The sequence below is a fragment of the Sphingomonas horti genome, from assembly GCF_009753715.1.
In the GTDB taxonomy this organism is placed as follows: domain Bacteria; phylum Pseudomonadota; class Alphaproteobacteria; order Sphingomonadales; family Sphingomonadaceae; genus Sphingomonas_B; species Sphingomonas_B horti.
The window spans coordinates 1-16258 of sequence record NZ_WQMS01000006.1 but is presented as its reverse complement, the minus strand read 5'-3'; the positions used below and the strand labels follow the sequence as shown (position 1 = coordinate 16258).

Annotated in this window: 13 protein-coding genes and 1 pseudogene; 7 read left to right on the top strand and 7 right to left on the bottom strand. The window is 68.4% G+C overall.

Annotated features, from left to right (window positions below):
* The first annotated feature begins 6 nt into the window (after nucleotides 1-6).
* The 6 genes from GON01_RS03640 to mnhG are packed head-to-tail and all read left to right on the top strand — an operon-like array spanning nucleotide 7 to nucleotide 5911.
* Complete coding sequence (locus tag GON01_RS03640) at nucleotides 7-2901, top strand: monovalent cation/H+ antiporter subunit A (RefSeq protein ID WP_157026026.1); 2895 nt, start codon at nucleotides 7-9, stop codon at nucleotides 2899-2901.
* Nucleotides 2901-3239 carry a Na+/H+ antiporter subunit C gene (locus GON01_RS03635; protein ID WP_157026025.1) on the top strand — a complete coding sequence of 113 codons (339 nt, stop codon included), beginning with the start codon at nucleotides 2901-2903 and terminating at the stop codon, nucleotides 3237-3239. Before GON01_RS03640 ends, GON01_RS03635 begins: the two co-directional genes overlap by 1 nt.
* Before the next feature lie 2 nt (nucleotides 3240-3241).
* Nucleotides 3242-4807 carry a monovalent cation/H+ antiporter subunit D gene (locus tag GON01_RS03630; RefSeq protein WP_157026024.1) on the top strand — a complete coding sequence of 522 codons (1566 nt, stop codon included), beginning with the start codon at nucleotides 3242-3244 and terminating at the stop codon, nucleotides 4805-4807.
* Nucleotides 4804-5292 (top strand): Na+/H+ antiporter subunit E, encoded by a 489-nt coding sequence (locus tag GON01_RS03625; protein WP_157026023.1) that lies wholly within the window; start codon nucleotides 4804-4806, stop codon nucleotides 5290-5292. The genes GON01_RS03630 and GON01_RS03625 overlap by 4 nt, the downstream gene beginning before the upstream one ends.
* The gene (locus GON01_RS03620; protein ID WP_157026022.1) at nucleotides 5289-5570 is read left to right on the top strand and encodes a K+/H+ antiporter subunit F; all 282 of its coding nucleotides are present in this window, start codon (nucleotides 5289-5291) and stop codon (nucleotides 5568-5570) included. The genes GON01_RS03625 and GON01_RS03620 overlap by 4 nt, the downstream gene beginning before the upstream one ends.
* Nucleotides 5567-5911 (top strand): monovalent cation/H(+) antiporter subunit G, encoded by a 345-nt coding sequence (gene mnhG / locus GON01_RS03615; protein WP_157026021.1) that lies wholly within the window; start codon nucleotides 5567-5569, stop codon nucleotides 5909-5911. Before GON01_RS03620 ends, mnhG begins: the two co-directional genes overlap by 4 nt.
* Here mnhG and GON01_RS03610 read toward each other — a convergent pair.
* From GON01_RS03610 to GON01_RS03595, 4 genes are read right to left on the bottom strand one after another with little or no spacing between them, the layout of a single operon-like run.
* Nucleotides 5908-6672 (bottom strand): crotonase/enoyl-CoA hydratase family protein, encoded by a 765-nt coding sequence (locus GON01_RS03610; protein WP_157026020.1) that lies wholly within the window; start codon nucleotides 6670-6672, stop codon nucleotides 5908-5910. The two genes, mnhG and GON01_RS03610, sit on opposite strands and share 4 nt — an antisense overlap.
* A complete protein-coding gene (locus tag GON01_RS03605) occupies nucleotides 6669-8159 on the bottom strand; it encodes a class I adenylate-forming enzyme family protein (RefSeq protein WP_157026019.1) in 1491 nt (496 codons plus the stop codon). The genes GON01_RS03610 and GON01_RS03605 overlap by 4 nt, the downstream gene beginning before the upstream one ends.
* A 50-nt stretch (nucleotides 8160-8209) precedes the next feature.
* Nucleotides 8210-9124: a copper resistance protein B gene (locus GON01_RS03600; RefSeq protein WP_157026444.1), complete on the bottom strand. Its 915-nt coding sequence runs from the start codon at nucleotides 9122-9124 to the stop codon at nucleotides 8210-8212.
* Nucleotides 9124-10812: a copper resistance system multicopper oxidase gene (locus GON01_RS03595; protein WP_258558380.1), complete on the bottom strand. Its 1689-nt coding sequence runs from the start codon at nucleotides 10810-10812 to the stop codon at nucleotides 9124-9126. Before GON01_RS03595 ends, GON01_RS03600 begins: the two co-directional genes overlap by 1 nt.
* Nucleotides 10813-10993: 181 nt before the next feature.
* Between GON01_RS03595 and GON01_RS03590 the strand changes: the two genes are divergently transcribed.
* Nucleotides 10994-12778 (top strand): adenylate/guanylate cyclase domain-containing protein, encoded by a 1785-nt coding sequence (locus GON01_RS03590; protein ID WP_198159772.1) that lies wholly within the window; start codon nucleotides 10994-10996, stop codon nucleotides 12776-12778.
* 10 nt (nucleotides 12779-12788) lie between these two features.
* Here GON01_RS03590 and GON01_RS17395 read toward each other — a convergent pair.
* The 3 genes and pseudogenes from GON01_RS17395 to GON01_RS03575 all read right to left on the bottom strand — a co-directional run.
* Nucleotides 12789-12896: pseudogene (locus tag GON01_RS17395) on the bottom strand (PEPxxWA-CTERM sorting domain-containing protein); the annotation flags it as partial.
* Nucleotides 12897-13946: 1050 nt separating this feature from the next.
* Nucleotides 13947-15803, bottom strand: coding sequence for a tetratricopeptide repeat protein (locus GON01_RS03580; protein WP_181599872.1), 1857 nt, complete (start codon nucleotides 15801-15803; stop codon nucleotides 13947-13949).
* An 85-nt stretch (nucleotides 15804-15888) separates the two neighbouring features.
* Nucleotides 15889-16173: a tannase/feruloyl esterase family alpha/beta hydrolase gene (locus GON01_RS03575; protein WP_309503168.1), complete on the bottom strand. Its 285-nt coding sequence runs from the start codon at nucleotides 16171-16173 to the stop codon at nucleotides 15889-15891.
* Between the last annotated feature and the right edge of the window lie 85 nt (nucleotides 16174-16258).

Below are 16258 nucleotides of genomic sequence, written 5' to 3'. Positions count from 1 at the left end.
GCCGGCATGACGGGAGTTGACGGGCTGCTCCTTTCGATCCTGGTCCTCCCTTTTGCGGGAAGCATCCTCGCCGCGTTCCTGCCGACCGCCGCCCGCAATGCCGCGGCACTGCTCAGCGGCGCCGTCGCGCTGGCCGGCCTGATCCTGGTCGCGCTGCTCTATCCGGCAGTGGCCGACGGCACCGCAGTTCGCGGCGAGATCGCGTGGATGCCGTCGCTCGGCCTCAGCCTCGTCATCCGGCTGGACGGCCTTTCATGGCTTTTCTCGACGCTGGTGCTGGGCATCGGCGCGCTCGTCGTGCTGTACGCGCGCTACTATATGTCGCCGGAAGATCCGGTGCCGCGCTTCTTCTCGTTCCTGCTGGCCTTCACGGGATCGATGCTGGGACTGGTGCTCTCGGGTAATCTCGTCCAGCTCGCTTTCTTCTGGGAGCTGACCAGCCTCTTTTCCTTCCTGCTGATCGGCTATTGGCATCACAATCGCGCGGCCCGCGACTCCGCGCGGATGGCGCTGCTGACCACAGCCGGCGGCGGCCTGTGCCTGTTCGCCGGCGTCCTGCTGCTCGGCAACATCGTCGGCAGCTATGACCTCGACCGCGTACTGGCTGCGGGCGACCTCATCCGGTCGAGCGGCCTCTACGGCCCCGCGCTGGCCCTGATCCTGATCGGCGCATTCACGAAAAGCGCGCAATTCCCTTTCCATTTCTGGTTGCCCAAAGCGATGGCCGCGCCGACGCCGGTTTCCGCCTATCTCCACTCGGCGACGATGGTGAAGGCTGGCATCTTCGTGCTGATCCGTCTGTGGCCGGTGCTGTCGCAGACCGACGAATGGTATGTCCTCGTCTCCTCGGCCGGGCTGCTGACCTTGCTGGTCGGGGCCTGGGCGGCGATCTTCCAGCAGGACCTCAAGGGCCTGCTCGCCTATTCGACGATCAGCCATCTGGGCCTGATCACCTTGCTGCTGGGGCTCGGCAGCCCGCTCGCGGCCGTCGCGGCGATCTTCCACGTCGTCAACCACGCCACGTTCAAGGCATCGCTGTTCATGGCCGCCGGCATCATCGACCACGAAACCGGCACCCGCGACCTGCGGCGGCTGAGCGGACTGTACCGGTTCATGCCGATCACCGCCACGCTGGCGATGATCGCGGCTGCCGCGATGGCGGGCGTGCCGCTGCTCAACGGGTTCCTGTCCAAGGAGATGTTCCTGTCGGAATCGCTGCAGCGGCATAGCGGCACAGTGATCGACCAGGCGCTGCCTGTGCTGGCGACATTGGCGAGCGCCTTCGCGGTGCTCTACTCGGTCCGCTTCATCCACCAGACCTTCTTCGGCCCGCCACCGACGGAGCTGGCCCGCACGCCCGGCGAAGCGCCGCGTTGGATGCGCGTGCCGATCGAGATCCTGGTGCTTGCCTGCCTGCTGGTCGGCATCATCCCGGCGATGACGATCGGCCCGGTCCTCTCGTCGGCGGTCCGGTCGGTGCTGGGCGACGCCACGCCCAGCTACAGCCTCGCGATCTGGCACGGCTTCACCTGGCCGATGCTGATGAGTCTGGCGGCGCTGGTGCTGGGCACCATCGCCTATCTGCGCTTCGGCAAGATGCTCAACCGGACCGAGGGCGCGCCGCTCCTGCGCCGTTTCCACACCCGGCGGATATTCGACGGCGCGCTCGCCTTCACCGCGTCGGCGGCGCGCGTCCTGGAGCGCCGGCTGGGGACGCGGCGGCTTCAGCCGCAGCTTCGCCTGCTGCTGTTCGTGGCGATCGCGGCGGGACTGCTGCCGGTTATGCGGCACGGCTATTCGCTGGGCGGTATGGAAGGAACCGTGGTCGATCCCGGCTTCGCGGTGATCTGGGCCGTCGGCGGAGCCTGCGCGCTCGGCGCAGCGTGGCGGGCGAAATATCACCGCCTCACTGCCCTGGTGCTGATGGGCGGGGCGGGCCTGGTGAGCTGCATCAGCTTCGTCTGGCTGTCGGCGCCCGACCTGGCCCTGACGCAGCTGCTGGTCGAAACGGTCACGACGGTGCTCCTTCTCCTCGGGCTCCGCTGGCTGCCGCAGCGCAGCGCCGCGCTCGCACCCGCGAAAGGTGCGGCCTTCCCGTTCCGCCGCGCCGTCGACGCCGCGATCGCGGTCGCGGCCGGGCTGGGCCTGGGGCTGCTGGCCTATGCCGCGCTGACGCGGGCTCCGCCCGCCGACGCGGTTTCCCGCTTCTACATGGAGCGCGCCTATCCGGACGCGGGCGGCACCAACGTCGTCAACGTCATCCTGGTCGATTTCCGCAGCTTCGACACGCTGGGCGAGATCACGGTGCTCGCGATCGTCGCGCTGACCGTCTTCGCCTTGCTCCGGCGCTTCCGCCCCGCCCCGGAAAGCCTGGGCCTGCCGGCGCAGCAGAGGCTGCAGAACGCCTATGACGACGCGCAGAGCGGGCGGGAGGTCGGGGACACGCTGGTCGACTATCTGATGATCCCGCGCGTGCTGATGGAATGGCTGTTCCCCTTCATCGTCGCGCTCGCGCTCTATCTGTGGGTGCGCGGCCACGACATGCCCGGCGGCGGCTTCATTGCCGGCGTTACGATGGCGACCGCGCTGATCCTCCAATATATGGCGGCGGGAACGCGGTCGGTGGAGGCGCGGCTGCGGGTGCAGCCGGTCCGGTGGATCGGCATCGGCCTGCTCCTGGCCGTGCTGACCGGGGCGGCGGCGCTGATCGTCGGGCGCCCGTTCCTCACCACCTATTTCAGCTATCTCGACCTGCCGCTGTTCGGCCGCGTGCCGGCGGCCAGCGCGCTGCTGTTCGATCTCGGCGTGTTCGTGCTGGTGGTCGGCGCGACCGCCTTGATGCTGATCGCGATCGCCCACCAGTCGATCCGCAAGCCGCTCTCCAGGGCCGGGGAGAGCTGATGGAAATCGTTCTCGCCCTCGGCATCGGCGTCCTGACCGCCTCGGGTGTGTGGCTGGTGCTGCGCCCGCGCACCTTCCAGGTGGTGCTGGGCCTGTCGCTGATGTCGTATGCCGTCAATCTGTTCATCTACACGATGGGGCGGCTGCGCGTCGACGCGCCGGCGATCGTCGGCCGCGACGCGGCGCCGGATCCGGCCGCCTATGCCGATCCGCTGCCGCAGGCGCTGGTGCTGACCGCGATCGTGATCTCCTTCGCGATGACAGCGCTGCTGCTCGTCGTGCTGCTGGTGTCTCGCGGGCTGACCGGCAACGATCATGTCGACGGGGACGAGCCCTAGCCATGGCCGCATGGATCGATCATCTCGCGGTCGCGCCGATCCTGCTGCCGCTCGCCGCCAGCGCGCTGATGCTGCTGTTCGACGAGCGCCGGCGCGGGGCCAAGCTTGCGGTCGCGATGCTGACGACGATCGCGCTGGTGGGAATCTCGATAGTGCTCGTCGGCCGGGCGGGCAGCGCCGCCGCGATCGTCTATGCGATCGGCGGCTGGCCGGCGCCGTTCGGCATCACCCTGATCGTGGACCGGCTGTCGGCGATGATGCTCGCACTCGCCAGCGTGCTCGGCCTGGCATCGCTGATCTACGCATCCGCGCGCTGGGACCGGGGGGGGCCGCGCTTTCACGCGCTGTTCCTGCTCCAGCTGATGGGGCTGAACGGCGCCTTCCTGACCGGCGACCTGTTCAACCTGTTCGTGTTCTTCGAGGTTCTGCTGGCGGCGTCCTATGGGCTGCTGCTGCACGGCTCCGGCCGCGCGCGGGTGAGCGCGGCGCTACATTATGTGACGATCAACGTCGCGACGTCGCTGCTCTTCCTGGTCGGGGCCAGCCTGATCTACGGGACGACGGGCACGCTCAACATCGCCGACCTCGCCATCCGCATGCCGTCGGTGCCGGAGAGCGACCGGATGCTCTTGCAAAGCGGCCTCGCGATCCTGGGCGTCGCCTTCCTGATCAAGGCCGCGATGTGGCCGGTCGGCTTCTGGCTGCCGACGACCTATTCCGCCGCCAGCCCGCCGGTTGCCGCCCTGTTCGCGATCCTCAGCAAGGTCGGCGTGTACGCGGTGCTGCGGGTCCTGCTGCTGGGGAGGGGCGGAGAGGCCGCCGATCCGGCGTCGATCGCCGGGCAATGGCTGCAGGCCGGCGGCATGGCGACGATCCTGTTCGGCACGATCGGCGTGCTTGCGTCGCGGACCTTGTCGCGCCTCGCCGGGTTCAGCCTGATCATTTCCTCCGGCATCCTGCTTGCGACCATCGCCGGCGGCGGACCGCTGGCGGGAGCCCTGTTCTACCTGGTCAGCTCCACGCTGGCGGTCGGCGCGCTCTATTTGCTGATCGAGCCGATCGCGCGCAACGAAGCAGAGCCGAACGTCGCCGCCGCAGCCGACCCGGTCTTCGAGGACGAGGTCGTCCATGACCCGGACGATGAAGGAGACGAAGTCGGCGTCGTCATTCCCGCGACGCTCGCGATCCTGGGCGGCGGCTTCCTGATGTGCGCGCTGCTGCTTGCCGGCCTGCCGCCGCTGTCCGGCTTCGTCGCCAAGTTCGCGATCATCGACGGGCTGCTGGACGCGCAGCCCCCGATCGGCTGGGCGCGCTGGACCCTGATCGCGCTGATCATCGTCTCCGGGATGGCGACGATCATCGCGGCCAGCCGCGCCGGCATCGATCTCCTCTGGGCGTCGGAGCGCGCGCCGCGGACGCTGCGCCTGGCCGAGGCGGCGCCGGTCGGCCTGTTGCTGGCGCTCTGCCTGGGGCTTACGGTCTTCGCCGGCCCGGCTTACGTCTATATGGAGGCGGCCGCCCGGGCGCTGCCGGGAGCGGCGGGACCACCGCCGGGCGTGGCGCGATGAAGCGCCTGCTTCCCCATCCGCTGCTGGCCCTCGGCATCCTCCTCATGTGGCTGCTGCTGACCGCGTCGCTGTCGCCTGGCCAGCTCGTTCTCGGCGCGATCGTCGCCGTGCTCGGCTCCCACGCGATGGCGGCGCTTCAGCCCGAAGACGCCGGCATCCGCTCGGTCCGGCCGATCCCCCGCCTCGCCGCGATCGTGTTCGCCGATATCGTGCGGTCGAACGTCGCGGTCGCCCGGATCGTGCTGCTGCGCGACCGGCCGGAACGCGTGTCCGGCTTCGTGCGGCTGCCGCTCGACATGCGGAGCCGCTACGGCCTGACCGTCCTCGCCTGCATCATCACCGCCACACCCGGCACTATCTGGGTCGAGTTCGACCGGCGCGCGAACGTGCTGGTCGTCCATGTTCTCGATCTCGTCGACCCGGACGCATGGATTCGCGAAACCAAGCACCGCTACGAGCGCCCGCTGATGGAGATTTTCGGATGACCACGCTGCAGCTCGCCTGGGCCATTACCGCCGCGCAGGTGATGCTCGGGCTGGCCGCCGCCTGCGCGGCCTATCGGCTCCTGTTCGGGCCGAGGGCGCAGGACCGTATCCTCGGCCTCGACACATTCTACGCGACCGCGATGCTGATGCTGGTCACATTCGGCATCCAGACCGGCCGCACGCTCTATTTCGAGGCGGCGCTGACGATCGCTTTGGTCGGTTTCGCTGGGACCGTGGCGCTGGCCAAGTTCCTGATGCGCGGCGAGGTGATCGAATGACGCAGGCGCCGGACCTTCCCGCCTGGGCGGCCATTCTCACCGCGCTGTTCATCCTGCTCGGCGCCGGCATCACCCTCATCGGCGCGCTGGGCCTGTTGCGGCTGAGGACTTTCTACGAGCGCGTCCATGCGCCGACGCTCGGCACGACGCTCGGCACATTATTCATCGTGCTGAGCTCGATCACCTGCTTTTCCGCGCTCCAGTCCCGCTTCGTCGCGCACGAGCTGCTGATCCTGCTGTTCGTGACGGTGACGACGCCGGTGTCGCTGATGCTGCTGGCGCGGTCGGCGCTTTCGCGCGACCGCATCGAAGGAAAGGACAGTGTCCCGCCGGTTGTTTAGCCTTGGAATTGCCCGCCGCGGCCGGCGCCGCCGGCGAAGCGCCCGGCCCCTGCCAGTCCTTCCGCGCGGAGCGGCGCCTCGCCTCCGATCGCTTCCGCCCGCAGCGCGCCGGTCAGGTCGGCGTCCCATTGCCGATATGCCGAAAGCCGATCGGCGCGCATGCACATCTGCGGGACAGCCGCAATCGCGTCCGCCAGTTCGAGAGCTCCGTCGAGCGCCTCACCCTCTCGCGTGACGCGGTTGGCGAGCCCGATCGCCAGCGCTTCCTCGGCGCCCACGGGCCGCCCGGTCAGGATCATGTCGAGCGCGCGGCCCTGTCCGACGATCCGCGGCAGCCTGACGGTGCCGCCGTCGATCAGCGGGACGCCCCAGCGGCGGCAGAACACTCCGAAAGTGGCGCTAGCCGAGGCCACGCGCAGATCGCACCACAGCGCCAGCTCCAGCCCGCCCGCGACCGCATGCCCTTCGACCGCCGCGATGACGGGCTTGGACAGCAGCATCCGGGTCGGCCCCATCGGGCCCGGGCCGTTCGGGTCGTAGGGCGGCGGCGCGGACGCGACGCTGTGCAGGTCATAGCCCGCGCAGAAGCTGCCGCCGGCGCCGGTCAGCACCGCGACGCGCGCATCGGGATCCGAATCGAACGCGTCGAACGCCGTGCGGAGCAGACTCGCGGTTTCGGCGTCAACCGCGTTGCGGCGCTCGGGGCGATTGATCGTCACCACCGTCGCATGCCCGCGCCGCTCAAGGAGGACCTTGCTCATCCCACTCTCCTGTCGCGCCCGGTCCAGAACGGATCGCGAAGCGCCCGGCGCAGCGGCTTGCCGACCGCGCTGACCGGCACGGCGTCCAAGAAGCGGATCTCCTTCGGCGTCTTGTAGCGCGCCAGCCGCTCCTGGCAGTGACTGCGCAGCGCGTCCGCCTGCGCGCTCGCCCCGGATCGAAGCACCACGAAGGCCAGCACCGCCTCGCCCCATTTCGCGTCGGGCACGCCCACCACCACGGCTTCGCGAACCGCCGGATGGGCGAGCAGCGTATCCTCCACTTCCTTCGGATAGACGTTGTAGCCGCCGGTCACGATCATGTCCGATGTTCGATCGACCAACGTCAGATAGCCGTCTTCGTCGATCCGACCGATGTCGCGCGTTCTGAGCCAGCCGTCGCTCGTGATCGTCTCGGCGGTGAGCGCAGGCTCGTCATGATAGCCGACCATCCGGAACGGCGCGCGGAGCAGGACCTCGCCGGGCTCGCCGGGGGGGGCCTCCACGCGGACCTCCACGTCGCGGGCGGGGCGGCCGCAGGCGCCGAGCCGGCATGAATCCCGATGGTCTTCCTTGCTCAGGGCGGCGATCGCGAGCGGCGCCTCGGTCTGGCCGTAGAATTGGACGAAGCGCGGGCCGAGCGCCGCCAGCGCCCGCTCGATCAGCGGCCGCGGCATGGGCGACGCACCGTAAAGGATCGTGTCGACCGACGAAAACCGCGCCGGATCGAAGCCGGGATGGTCGAGCAGCATGCCCAGCATCGTCGGCACCAGCATGACCGCGGTGGGACGCCATCTTTCGACTGCATCCATATAGGCTGCCGGCTCGAACCCGGGGAGGACGGCGGCGGCCCCGCCGCGAAGCCAATAGGGCAGCAGCAGCGTTCCCGATGCATGGAACAGCGACGCGGCGTGAAGCATCGCGTCGCCACGGCGCGGATCGACGAGATTGCCGAGGATGTTCAGCGCGACCGCGCCATAGCTCGCCTGGCTGTGGACCACGGCCTTGAGCCGGCCCGTCGTGCCCGACGTGAACACCGCCAGCACCGGATCGTCCGCCGCCGGCTCCGGCAGCGGCCCGCCCTCCACATCGGCCCCGGTCGCGAGCTCGTCGAGCGCAAGCAGGCCGAGGCCGGGAACGAGGCCAGCCAGCACCTCCGCGCGCTCCCGCTGGTCCGGCGAATAGACGAGCAGCCCGACGCCCGCGCGCCGAAGCATCGTCTCGTGCTCGGTTAGTGACAGGCGCGCGTTCAACGGCACCCGCACCACCCGCGCCTTGGCGCAGGCGAAGTCGAGCGGCAGGCTCATCAGCCCGTTGCTGGCCAGGATGCCGAGCATTGCGCCAGCGCTAAGATCTCGGCCAAGCCGCAACGCCATTCCGGTCGAGAGCGCATCCACCGCAGCGAAGCTCAAGGCTTCGTCGCCGAAGCGGACCGCGACCTCGGGTCCATACCGCGCCGCGCCCGCGCGAATGATGTCGGTCAGGAGCATGGCGGCAGCCTAGCGGCCCCGGTCGCGGGTCGAAAGCCCGCGCGTCCCGATCAGAACCAGAACCTCACGCCAAGGACCAGCCCGGTTTCCGATACGTCGTCGCCCGCCGCCCGGGCGAAGCGCGCGGTGTGGCCAAGCTTGCGCTCGTAGGAGACGCCGACATAGGGCGCGAACTCGCGTGCGATTTCGTAGCGCAGGCGCAGCCCGAGCTCGGCATTGGAGAGGCCGGCGCCGATGCGGTTTGCCGGCACGTCCTGGGCCGCGAGGTTCAGCTCCACGCGCGGCTGCAGCATCAGCCGCTCGGTGATCCGCTGGTCGTAATAGCCTTCGACCCGGGCGAGCAGGTCGCCCTTGTCCGACAGGAACAGCGCCCCTTCGACCTCGAGCCAATAGGGCGCCAGCCCCTCGACGCCGACGGTCGCGTAGGTCCGCGCGGGACCGGGCTGGATGTCGTGCCGAATGCCGGCCTGAATGTTGAAATAGGGTCCGATCGCGCGACTGTAGAGCGCCTGGACCTCGGCGCTGTCCACGCCGTCGCGTGCCGTCGCTTCGCCTTCCGTTTTCAGCGTCAGCCGGTCGATGTCGCCGCCGAACCAGGCTTCGCCGTCCCAGCGATAGCCGTCGCTGCCCTTGCGGGCCTGGTACTCGGCCAGGTTGAACATGACCTGATAAAAGCTGCGGCCGCCCATTTCCTTCATCATGGCGTGACGGGCACGGCCCATCTCCGCGATCGGAAAAAAGCGGTCGGCATAATGGTCCGTCGGGACCGGCGGTGCCTTTGCCTCTGCGGCCGGAACGGGAGCGGCGGGCATATCGTGACCGCCGTGCTGGCCGTGCATCGAATGATCCTGCGTCGCGGCGGGCGTGTCGTGGCCGCCATGCTGGCCGTGCATCGAATGGTCCTGCGCCGCGGCGGGCATTGCCACCGAAAGCGCGATCCCGGCGAGTGCCTGCACGAGCCGCATCACGCCTGCCCCTCGCGCGCGCGGACGCTGACGACGCGCATCATGCCCGCTTCCATGTGGTAGAGCAGATGGCAGTGGAATGCCCAGTCGCCGAGCGCGTCGGCGGTCAGGTCGAAGCTGACCTTGCCGCCCGGCTGCACGATCACCGTGTGCTTGCGCGGCGCGTGGTCGCCATGGCCGGTCACCAGCTCGAAGAAATGACCGTGAAGGTGGATCGGATGCCCCATCATCGTGTCGTTGATCAGGTTCACCCGCACCCGTTCGTTGTGGAAGAACGGCAGCGGCTCCATCTTGTCCGACATCTTCACCCCGTCGAACGACCACATGAAGCGTTCCATGTTGCCGGTCAGATGGACGTCGACCGAACGAGCGGGCGCGCGAGGGTCGGGGTTGCGGTCGAGCGCGACCAGGTCGCGATAGACGAGCACGCGGTGGCCGACGTCTTCCAGCCCCTGTCCCGGCTCGCCGGTCCGGTCCACCGGCATCGGTGAGATGGTCTGGACGCCCGGGTTTCGCTCGACCTGGGCGGCATTGGCGAAGTCGCGCATCCCCATGCTCATGTCGTGCCCGGCATGGTCCATGCCGGACATATCCATGCCCATGTCCCGCATCGTGGCGACCGGCGGCGTGCGCAGCGGCGGGACCGGCGCTGCCATCCCCGCGCGCGGCGCCAGCGTGGCGCGCGCCAGCCCCGAGCGGTCGATGCTCTCGCCGATCAGCGCATAGGCGCGATCGTCGGGTGGCGTGACGATCACGTCATAGGTCTCGGCGACGCCGATCTGGAACTCATCCACCTCGATCGGGCGTACATTATTGCCGTCGGCCTGCACGATGGTGAGCGGAAGGCCCGGAATGCGGACGTTGAAGGTCGTCATCGCGGAGGCGTTGATGACGCGCAGCCGCACCCGCTCGCCCGGGGTGAACAATGCGGTCCAATTGTCGCCAGGGCCATGGCCGTTGACGAGGAAAGTATAGACCGCCCCCGTCACGTCCGCGATGTCGGTCGGGTCCATCCGCATCGCGCCCCATTCCAGCCGCTCGGCAAGGGACTGGCCGCGGCCGGCGAGCAGCCCGGCCAGGGTCTGCCTGTGATAGTTGAAATAGCCCGGCTGCTGCTTCAGCTTTCGCAGGATCGTCTCCGGCGCCATCCGGCTGTGGTCGGAGAGCACGACGACATGCTCGCGGTCAAAGGCAACGGGGTCAGCATCGGCCGGGTCGATCACGATCGGGCCGTAGAGGCCAAGCTGCTCCTGGAAGCCGGAATGGCTGTGGTACCAATAGGTGCCCGCCTGCCGGATCGGGAATTCGTACGTGAAGGTCGAATGCGCCGGGATGCCGGGGAAGGACACCCCCGGCACGCCATCGAACTGCGCGGGCAGGAGCAGGCCGTGCCAGTGGATCGAGCTGTCCTCGTCCAGGGCGTTCTGCACATGCAGCCGCACAGGCTGGCCTTCGCGCAGCCGGATCAGGGGGCCCGGTACGGTGCCGTTGATGCCGATTGCGCGGCTCGGCCGGCCATCGACCTTCAGGCTCTGGCGCGCGATCTTGAGCGTGATGTCCTCGCCCGAAACGGTCGGCAGCGGCGCCATGCCGGCCGAAACCGGCTGCGCCCAGGCCGGAAGGTGCGACAGCAGGGCGGCGCCGCCGCCGGCGAACGCGGCGCCGCGCATCAGATCGCGGCGGCTCAAACAGGAATGAAGCAACGATCTGGTCTCTCTTGAAAGCGAGCGCGGTGTTCGGCGCGGCACATGCCGATTCCCTGCTCCATGTTCAATTGCCCATCGGCACGCTAACATTTGAGTCGATGCAGCCAGATCGGCCCTGTGTTCCTCTCCCACGCGGTCGCGGCCGGGCGCCCTTCCCGTGAAGATGTGGTCGCAGCCCTCCCTGGTCGAGCGCGCACGCGCGGCGATCGGGCGCGGCGACCTGCTCTCGGCCTATGATCTGGCGCGCCAGGACGGCGGAAGCGGCACCTCGGCCGAGCTCTCCTATATCGCGGTGCTCGCCATGGCGCGCATGGGCGAGGCGGAGCAGGCGATGCGGCTCTATCAGCAGAGCGGCCTGTCGACGGCCGGCGACGTCGACAGCCAGGCGCTCGGCGCGCGGCTGCTGAAGGATCAGGCCCTCCAGAACGGCGCCGCCTATTCGGGCCTCAAGCTGGCCGCGGAAGCCTATGCGGAGGCCTATCGTCGCAGCTTGGACCCGTTTCCGGCGATCAATGCCGCCACGCTGAACCTGCTTGCCGGGGACGAGGACCGGGCGCGCCAGTTCGCGCAGGCGGCGCTTGGCGCGCCGTCCGTCGATGCCCCGGCCGACTATTACGGCGCCGCGACACGGGCGGAGGCGCTCGCCATTCTTGGCCGCGAAGCCGAGGCGATGGCGGCGATCGAGCTCGCGCTCAAGCTGCCGGGCGCCGATGTCGGCGCGCGATCGACGACGCTGCGGCAATTCGAGCTGCTCGCGCGCCACCGCTCGGGCGGCCACCAGTTGCGCCCGATCATCAGCCGCCTGACCCCGCCGGCGGTCGCGACTTTCTCCGGTCACATCTTCCGGGCCGATCCGGCCACCGAGGCCACGCTCGCAGCCGCCATCGACGACCAGCTGGCGGCGCTGAACATCGGCTTTGGCTATGGCGCTCTGGCGGCCGGCGCCGACATTGTGATCGCGGAGCGGCTGCTCGCGCGCGGCGCCACCCTCAATCTCGTCTTCCCGTTCCGCGAGGACGATTTCATCGCCAGCTCGGTGCTGCCGGCCGGCGACGAATGGCTGAAACGCTATTATGCGGTGCGCGAGAAAGCGGCCGGGATCAGCTTCGCCACGCTCGCCAATTACGTCCATGACCCGGCCCAATTCGGCTATGGCGCGACCGTTGCGATGGGGATGGCACGCCTCAGGGCCCAGCATCTGTGCACGCGCGCCGTCCAGCTCGCGATCTGGGACGGCAAGGCCAAGGGCGGCCCAGCCGGCACCGGCCATGACGTGCAGGAGTGGCGGTCGACCGGCGGCACGACGTTCGTGATACCCGCCGACGGCCTCGATCGATCGATCGCCTATAGCGGCAGCGACATCGCGCCGCCGGACCGCTGCCTGAAGGCGTTCATGTTCGCGGACTTTCCCGGGTTCACCCGCATCACCGAAGACCGGCTGCCGCATTTCTGGTCACGGGTAATGGCGACGGCCGGCGACGTGCTCGCCCGCTACAGCGCGACGCTGGATTTCGCGAACAGCTGGGGCGACGCGGTGTTCGCGGTGTTCGACACCGCCGAGGCGGCCGCCGACGCGGGGCTCGCGCTCCAGGCGGCGCTGCTCGGCATCGCGCCGGAGGAGCTTGGCCGCGACCGCCCGACCCAGATGCGCGTCAGCCTTCATTTCGGGCCGGTCTATTTCGGGCAGGACCCGATCACCAATCGCGAGACCTTCTACGGCACCGAAATCTCGCGCGCGGCGCGAGTGGAGGCGCTGACCCCTCCCGGCAGCGTCTATGCGAGCGAGCCGCTGGCCGCGGTGCTCGCCAATACCTCGTCGGACCGGTTCAGCGCGACCTATGTCGGCAAGATCGACTTGCCGAAGGGGTTCGGTCAATATCCGCTGTACGCTTTGCGCCGGCGCCCCGCCACCACGCTGCTGCACGCCGCCGAGGCCGTCGCCGAATAGCTTCCGCGCGCTAGGCGGCGGCCAAGCGGTCCTTGCGCCGCCGCCGGATCGCGGTCCCGATGATCCCGAAGCCGCCCAGCATCATCGCCCAGCTGGCGGGCTCGGGCACCGCAAGAACGTTCGACTGGAACAGCCGGTTGTAGGTCGAATGGGGTGCGGCATCCGGCGGCGGCGGCAGATCGGACCCAGCCGGCACGAATGCGTATTTGACAAAGACGGGATCGTACAATCCCCCGATGACCGGCCGCGTCAGCTCGACGGCATTCAGATCGACACCCTTCAGGTCGGCAGCGTCGCTGATGTTGATCACGCCGCCATTGTTGCGCGGATCGCCGAACGCGACCTCCACGCCGGCGCAATCGGTGACATCCGGGCAGGTCGCCAGCACCGTCGTCTGGTATGTCGCCGTATATATCAGCTGCGATCTCTGGAACCCGGAGATCACATTCAGCGGAAGGTTCAGGTTCGTCGTGCCCCAGTCATAGACTTCGAATTTCCCGCTCGGGTCGACGGTGTGGGTGAGGCCGTTATAGGCCAGCCCGCCGGTGTCGAGAGAGATCGACTCGGGGCCGACATTGCCGCTGGCGTGATACAGTTCGATCGTCTGGTCGCCGATCACTTGCGTCACCGTAAAGTCGAACGAGCCGAACTTGCGGCCCTCACCGAATATCCGCGCGAGGTGGCCCGGCGTGATCTGGGAATCGAACCGCGTCGCTTCCCGCCCGTCGCCGTCATTGAACAGGTCGAACGTGATCTGGGTCGAGCTGACCGTCGCGCAGACGCCGACGCAATAATGATCGTGGAGAAAGAAGAACCCGCCCTTATCCGCCGTGGCGTTGTAATTGAGGCCCAGTTCGGCCTGCTCTCCGGGTGACTTGAAGCCGACAAAGGACGACTGCGTCGATCCGCCCGGCTGCGGGCCCACTGCCGGCTGATTGCCGATCACATAGCCATAGCTGTTGTCGATTGTGACGTTCTCGATCACGATCGCCTTTGCAGGGGTCGCCGCAAAAGCAGCGATCAGCGCCAATGGGGCGCTGGAAGCGAAGAGCCGGTGCGCAAGACGCCGACCATTACTGTTGTGCATCATACGAAACCCCCTTCGATGACGCTGCCATATTAACCCTATTCCAGTCGTGAGAATAGGATCAAAGCGACTCGACTGGTCTCAACCGGGGGCGGCAAGCGCCGCGCAGGTTGCGCGCGTCCTGGGCAATTCGGGGTCCGACGCATCGAGCTTGGCCTGCAGTAAGGCCCCGGCATTGCAATCCCGCCACGCGTCGGCCCTGCGCCCCGCCCTGGCCAGGATGCGGGAACGCGCCATCAGCAGCTCGACTTGATCCGGATCCTCGGGACCGTAATTCTCGTCATAGATCGACTTCGTGCGCGCCAGTCGCTCCAGCGCCGCATCGGTTGCACCGCGCCTGGCCTCCGCATCTGCCGCATAGAAATCGGCGTCGCCCACCGCGGCGTTGCGCGGACCGTACAGGCGTGCGTACAGGTTTCGGGCGCGGTCCAGTGCGCGGATCGCATTTCCGTAATCGCCCTCGGCCGTCCGGATACGCCCCATCAGGATCAGCGCACTGGCAATCTTCGGGTGATTGCTGTCCAGTACCTTCTCGTAGATCGCGAGCGCCTGGTCGATACGCCGCGCTGCGCGTCCGGCGTCGCCGCGCTCGAAATCCGCAAGCGCCTGATTCTGGATGGCGGTCGCGGTCAGCACATGATTTTCGCCAAAGCGCGCCGCGAAGATGGCACGCGCACGGGCGAAGAGTCGCTCGGCCTCATCGAAGCGCTTGAGACGGATCAGCGATTGGGCCTGCTCCATCCATATGTTTCCGAGTTCCTGGCGATGGTCGCCGTCCAGCTTGGCATAACGGGCGGCCGCCTCTCCAAACAGGCGCGCGGACTCGGCATATTGCCCGGCGAGAATCTCCGCCATGCCTCTCTGCTCGATCACCTCGGCATCCAGCACGGGCGCGTAGTCGGCGTTCTTGGGATAAGCGGAGGCAGCCGCCGCGATGTCCCGCCGGGTTGCGGCAAGATCGCCGCGCTTGAAATCCACCGATGCCAGCTTGAGCAGGATGCGCGCGCGCTCTTCGCCCTTCTCCGGTGTCCGCATCAGCGCCGCGCGCAGATCGACCGCCGCCTCTTTGGGCAGGCCGAGATTATAGTAGATTTCACCGGTCGCCCGGAGCAGCCGCGCGCTGACCGCCGGTTCGCCCCTCAGCTCGACGCCGGCGCGGCGGCTGGCCCGGTTCAGGATGGTGAGCGCGGTGATCGTGCGCGGGTTCTCCGTCGCCGGGTTCGCGATCTCGAACGTGCCGATCAGGAAATCGAGGCTGCGATTGGCCAGCAGCTGCTGCTGGACCGCGATCCGCCGCTGGCTCTCCGCGTAAATCGCCAGCCCGATCGTCACCACCATCACTGCCAGCGACGCCCCGGTGATCCACATCAGCCGCCGCTGCCGCCGCGCGGCGTCGCGCCGGACCAGCGCGTCCAGCCGGACGTCGGCGATGCCCGCGACCAGCTTCAGCAGCGCGAGGCGCTTGCCGTCCTTGCCCGGCCGCAGGTCGGCGGCGATCGGCTCCGCCGGATCGTCGGACAACTCGCCGTCGGAACCCAGGTGAAAGCGCAGCGCGGGCGGGAAGCATTCGGTATCGCCGCCCGCATAGGGTTCGCCGGAAAGGATCACCGCCAGCGTGCGCTGCTCGCCATGGATGCGCTTGAAAGTGAGGATTTCCTCGTTGACCCATTTCGACCGGGCGGCGCGCGGGCTGCACAGCACGATCTGGAAGCGGGAATCCGCGAGCGCGTTGCGCAGCTTCTCGCCAAGGTCGCCGCTGGCCGGCAGCTCGTCACGATCGCGGAACACCGGCGGCAGGCGGCGGGGAACTGGACCGAATGCGGACGGCGTTCCGATCAGCGCGCGCGGCAGGCGATAGGTTTCGAGCGCCTGGTGCAGCCAGCGCGCGGCGACCTGGTCCGCGTGGCTGTAGCTGATGAACGCGGCGTATTTGGTCATTCCCGCAACCATAGGCGATCATTCTCGCTTGTCGACGGGAGCGCTTCTGTGAAGCAGCGCACACGGGTCGAAACCCGCAGCGGGGTCAATGGCCGGCTTGTTCCGGGCGGAGCTCGGCCACGACGTTGCTGCCGGGTTTGCTCGCCAGCAGGCGGACAGGCGCGACATGCTGCTCCACCCAGTGTTCGAGCGCCTCGCGGATGTCGTGGTCGGCATCGGCCGTCGCGGCGGGCGCGGCGGCGGACTGGCCGAAATCCACGGGGCCGGTGCCACCCTGGCAATGGCTCATGCCGGGAACCATGAACAGCCGGTAGAAGTCGCCACTCGCGCCTGCCCTGCGGTAGAAATCGAGCGCGAGCCGCGGCGCGATCAGTGAGCTGCCCCCTTCTGAGTGGTCCAGATTGTATCATAGTCTGGAACCCGAAGGAGAATTGGGATGGCAGGTCGCAGGCACA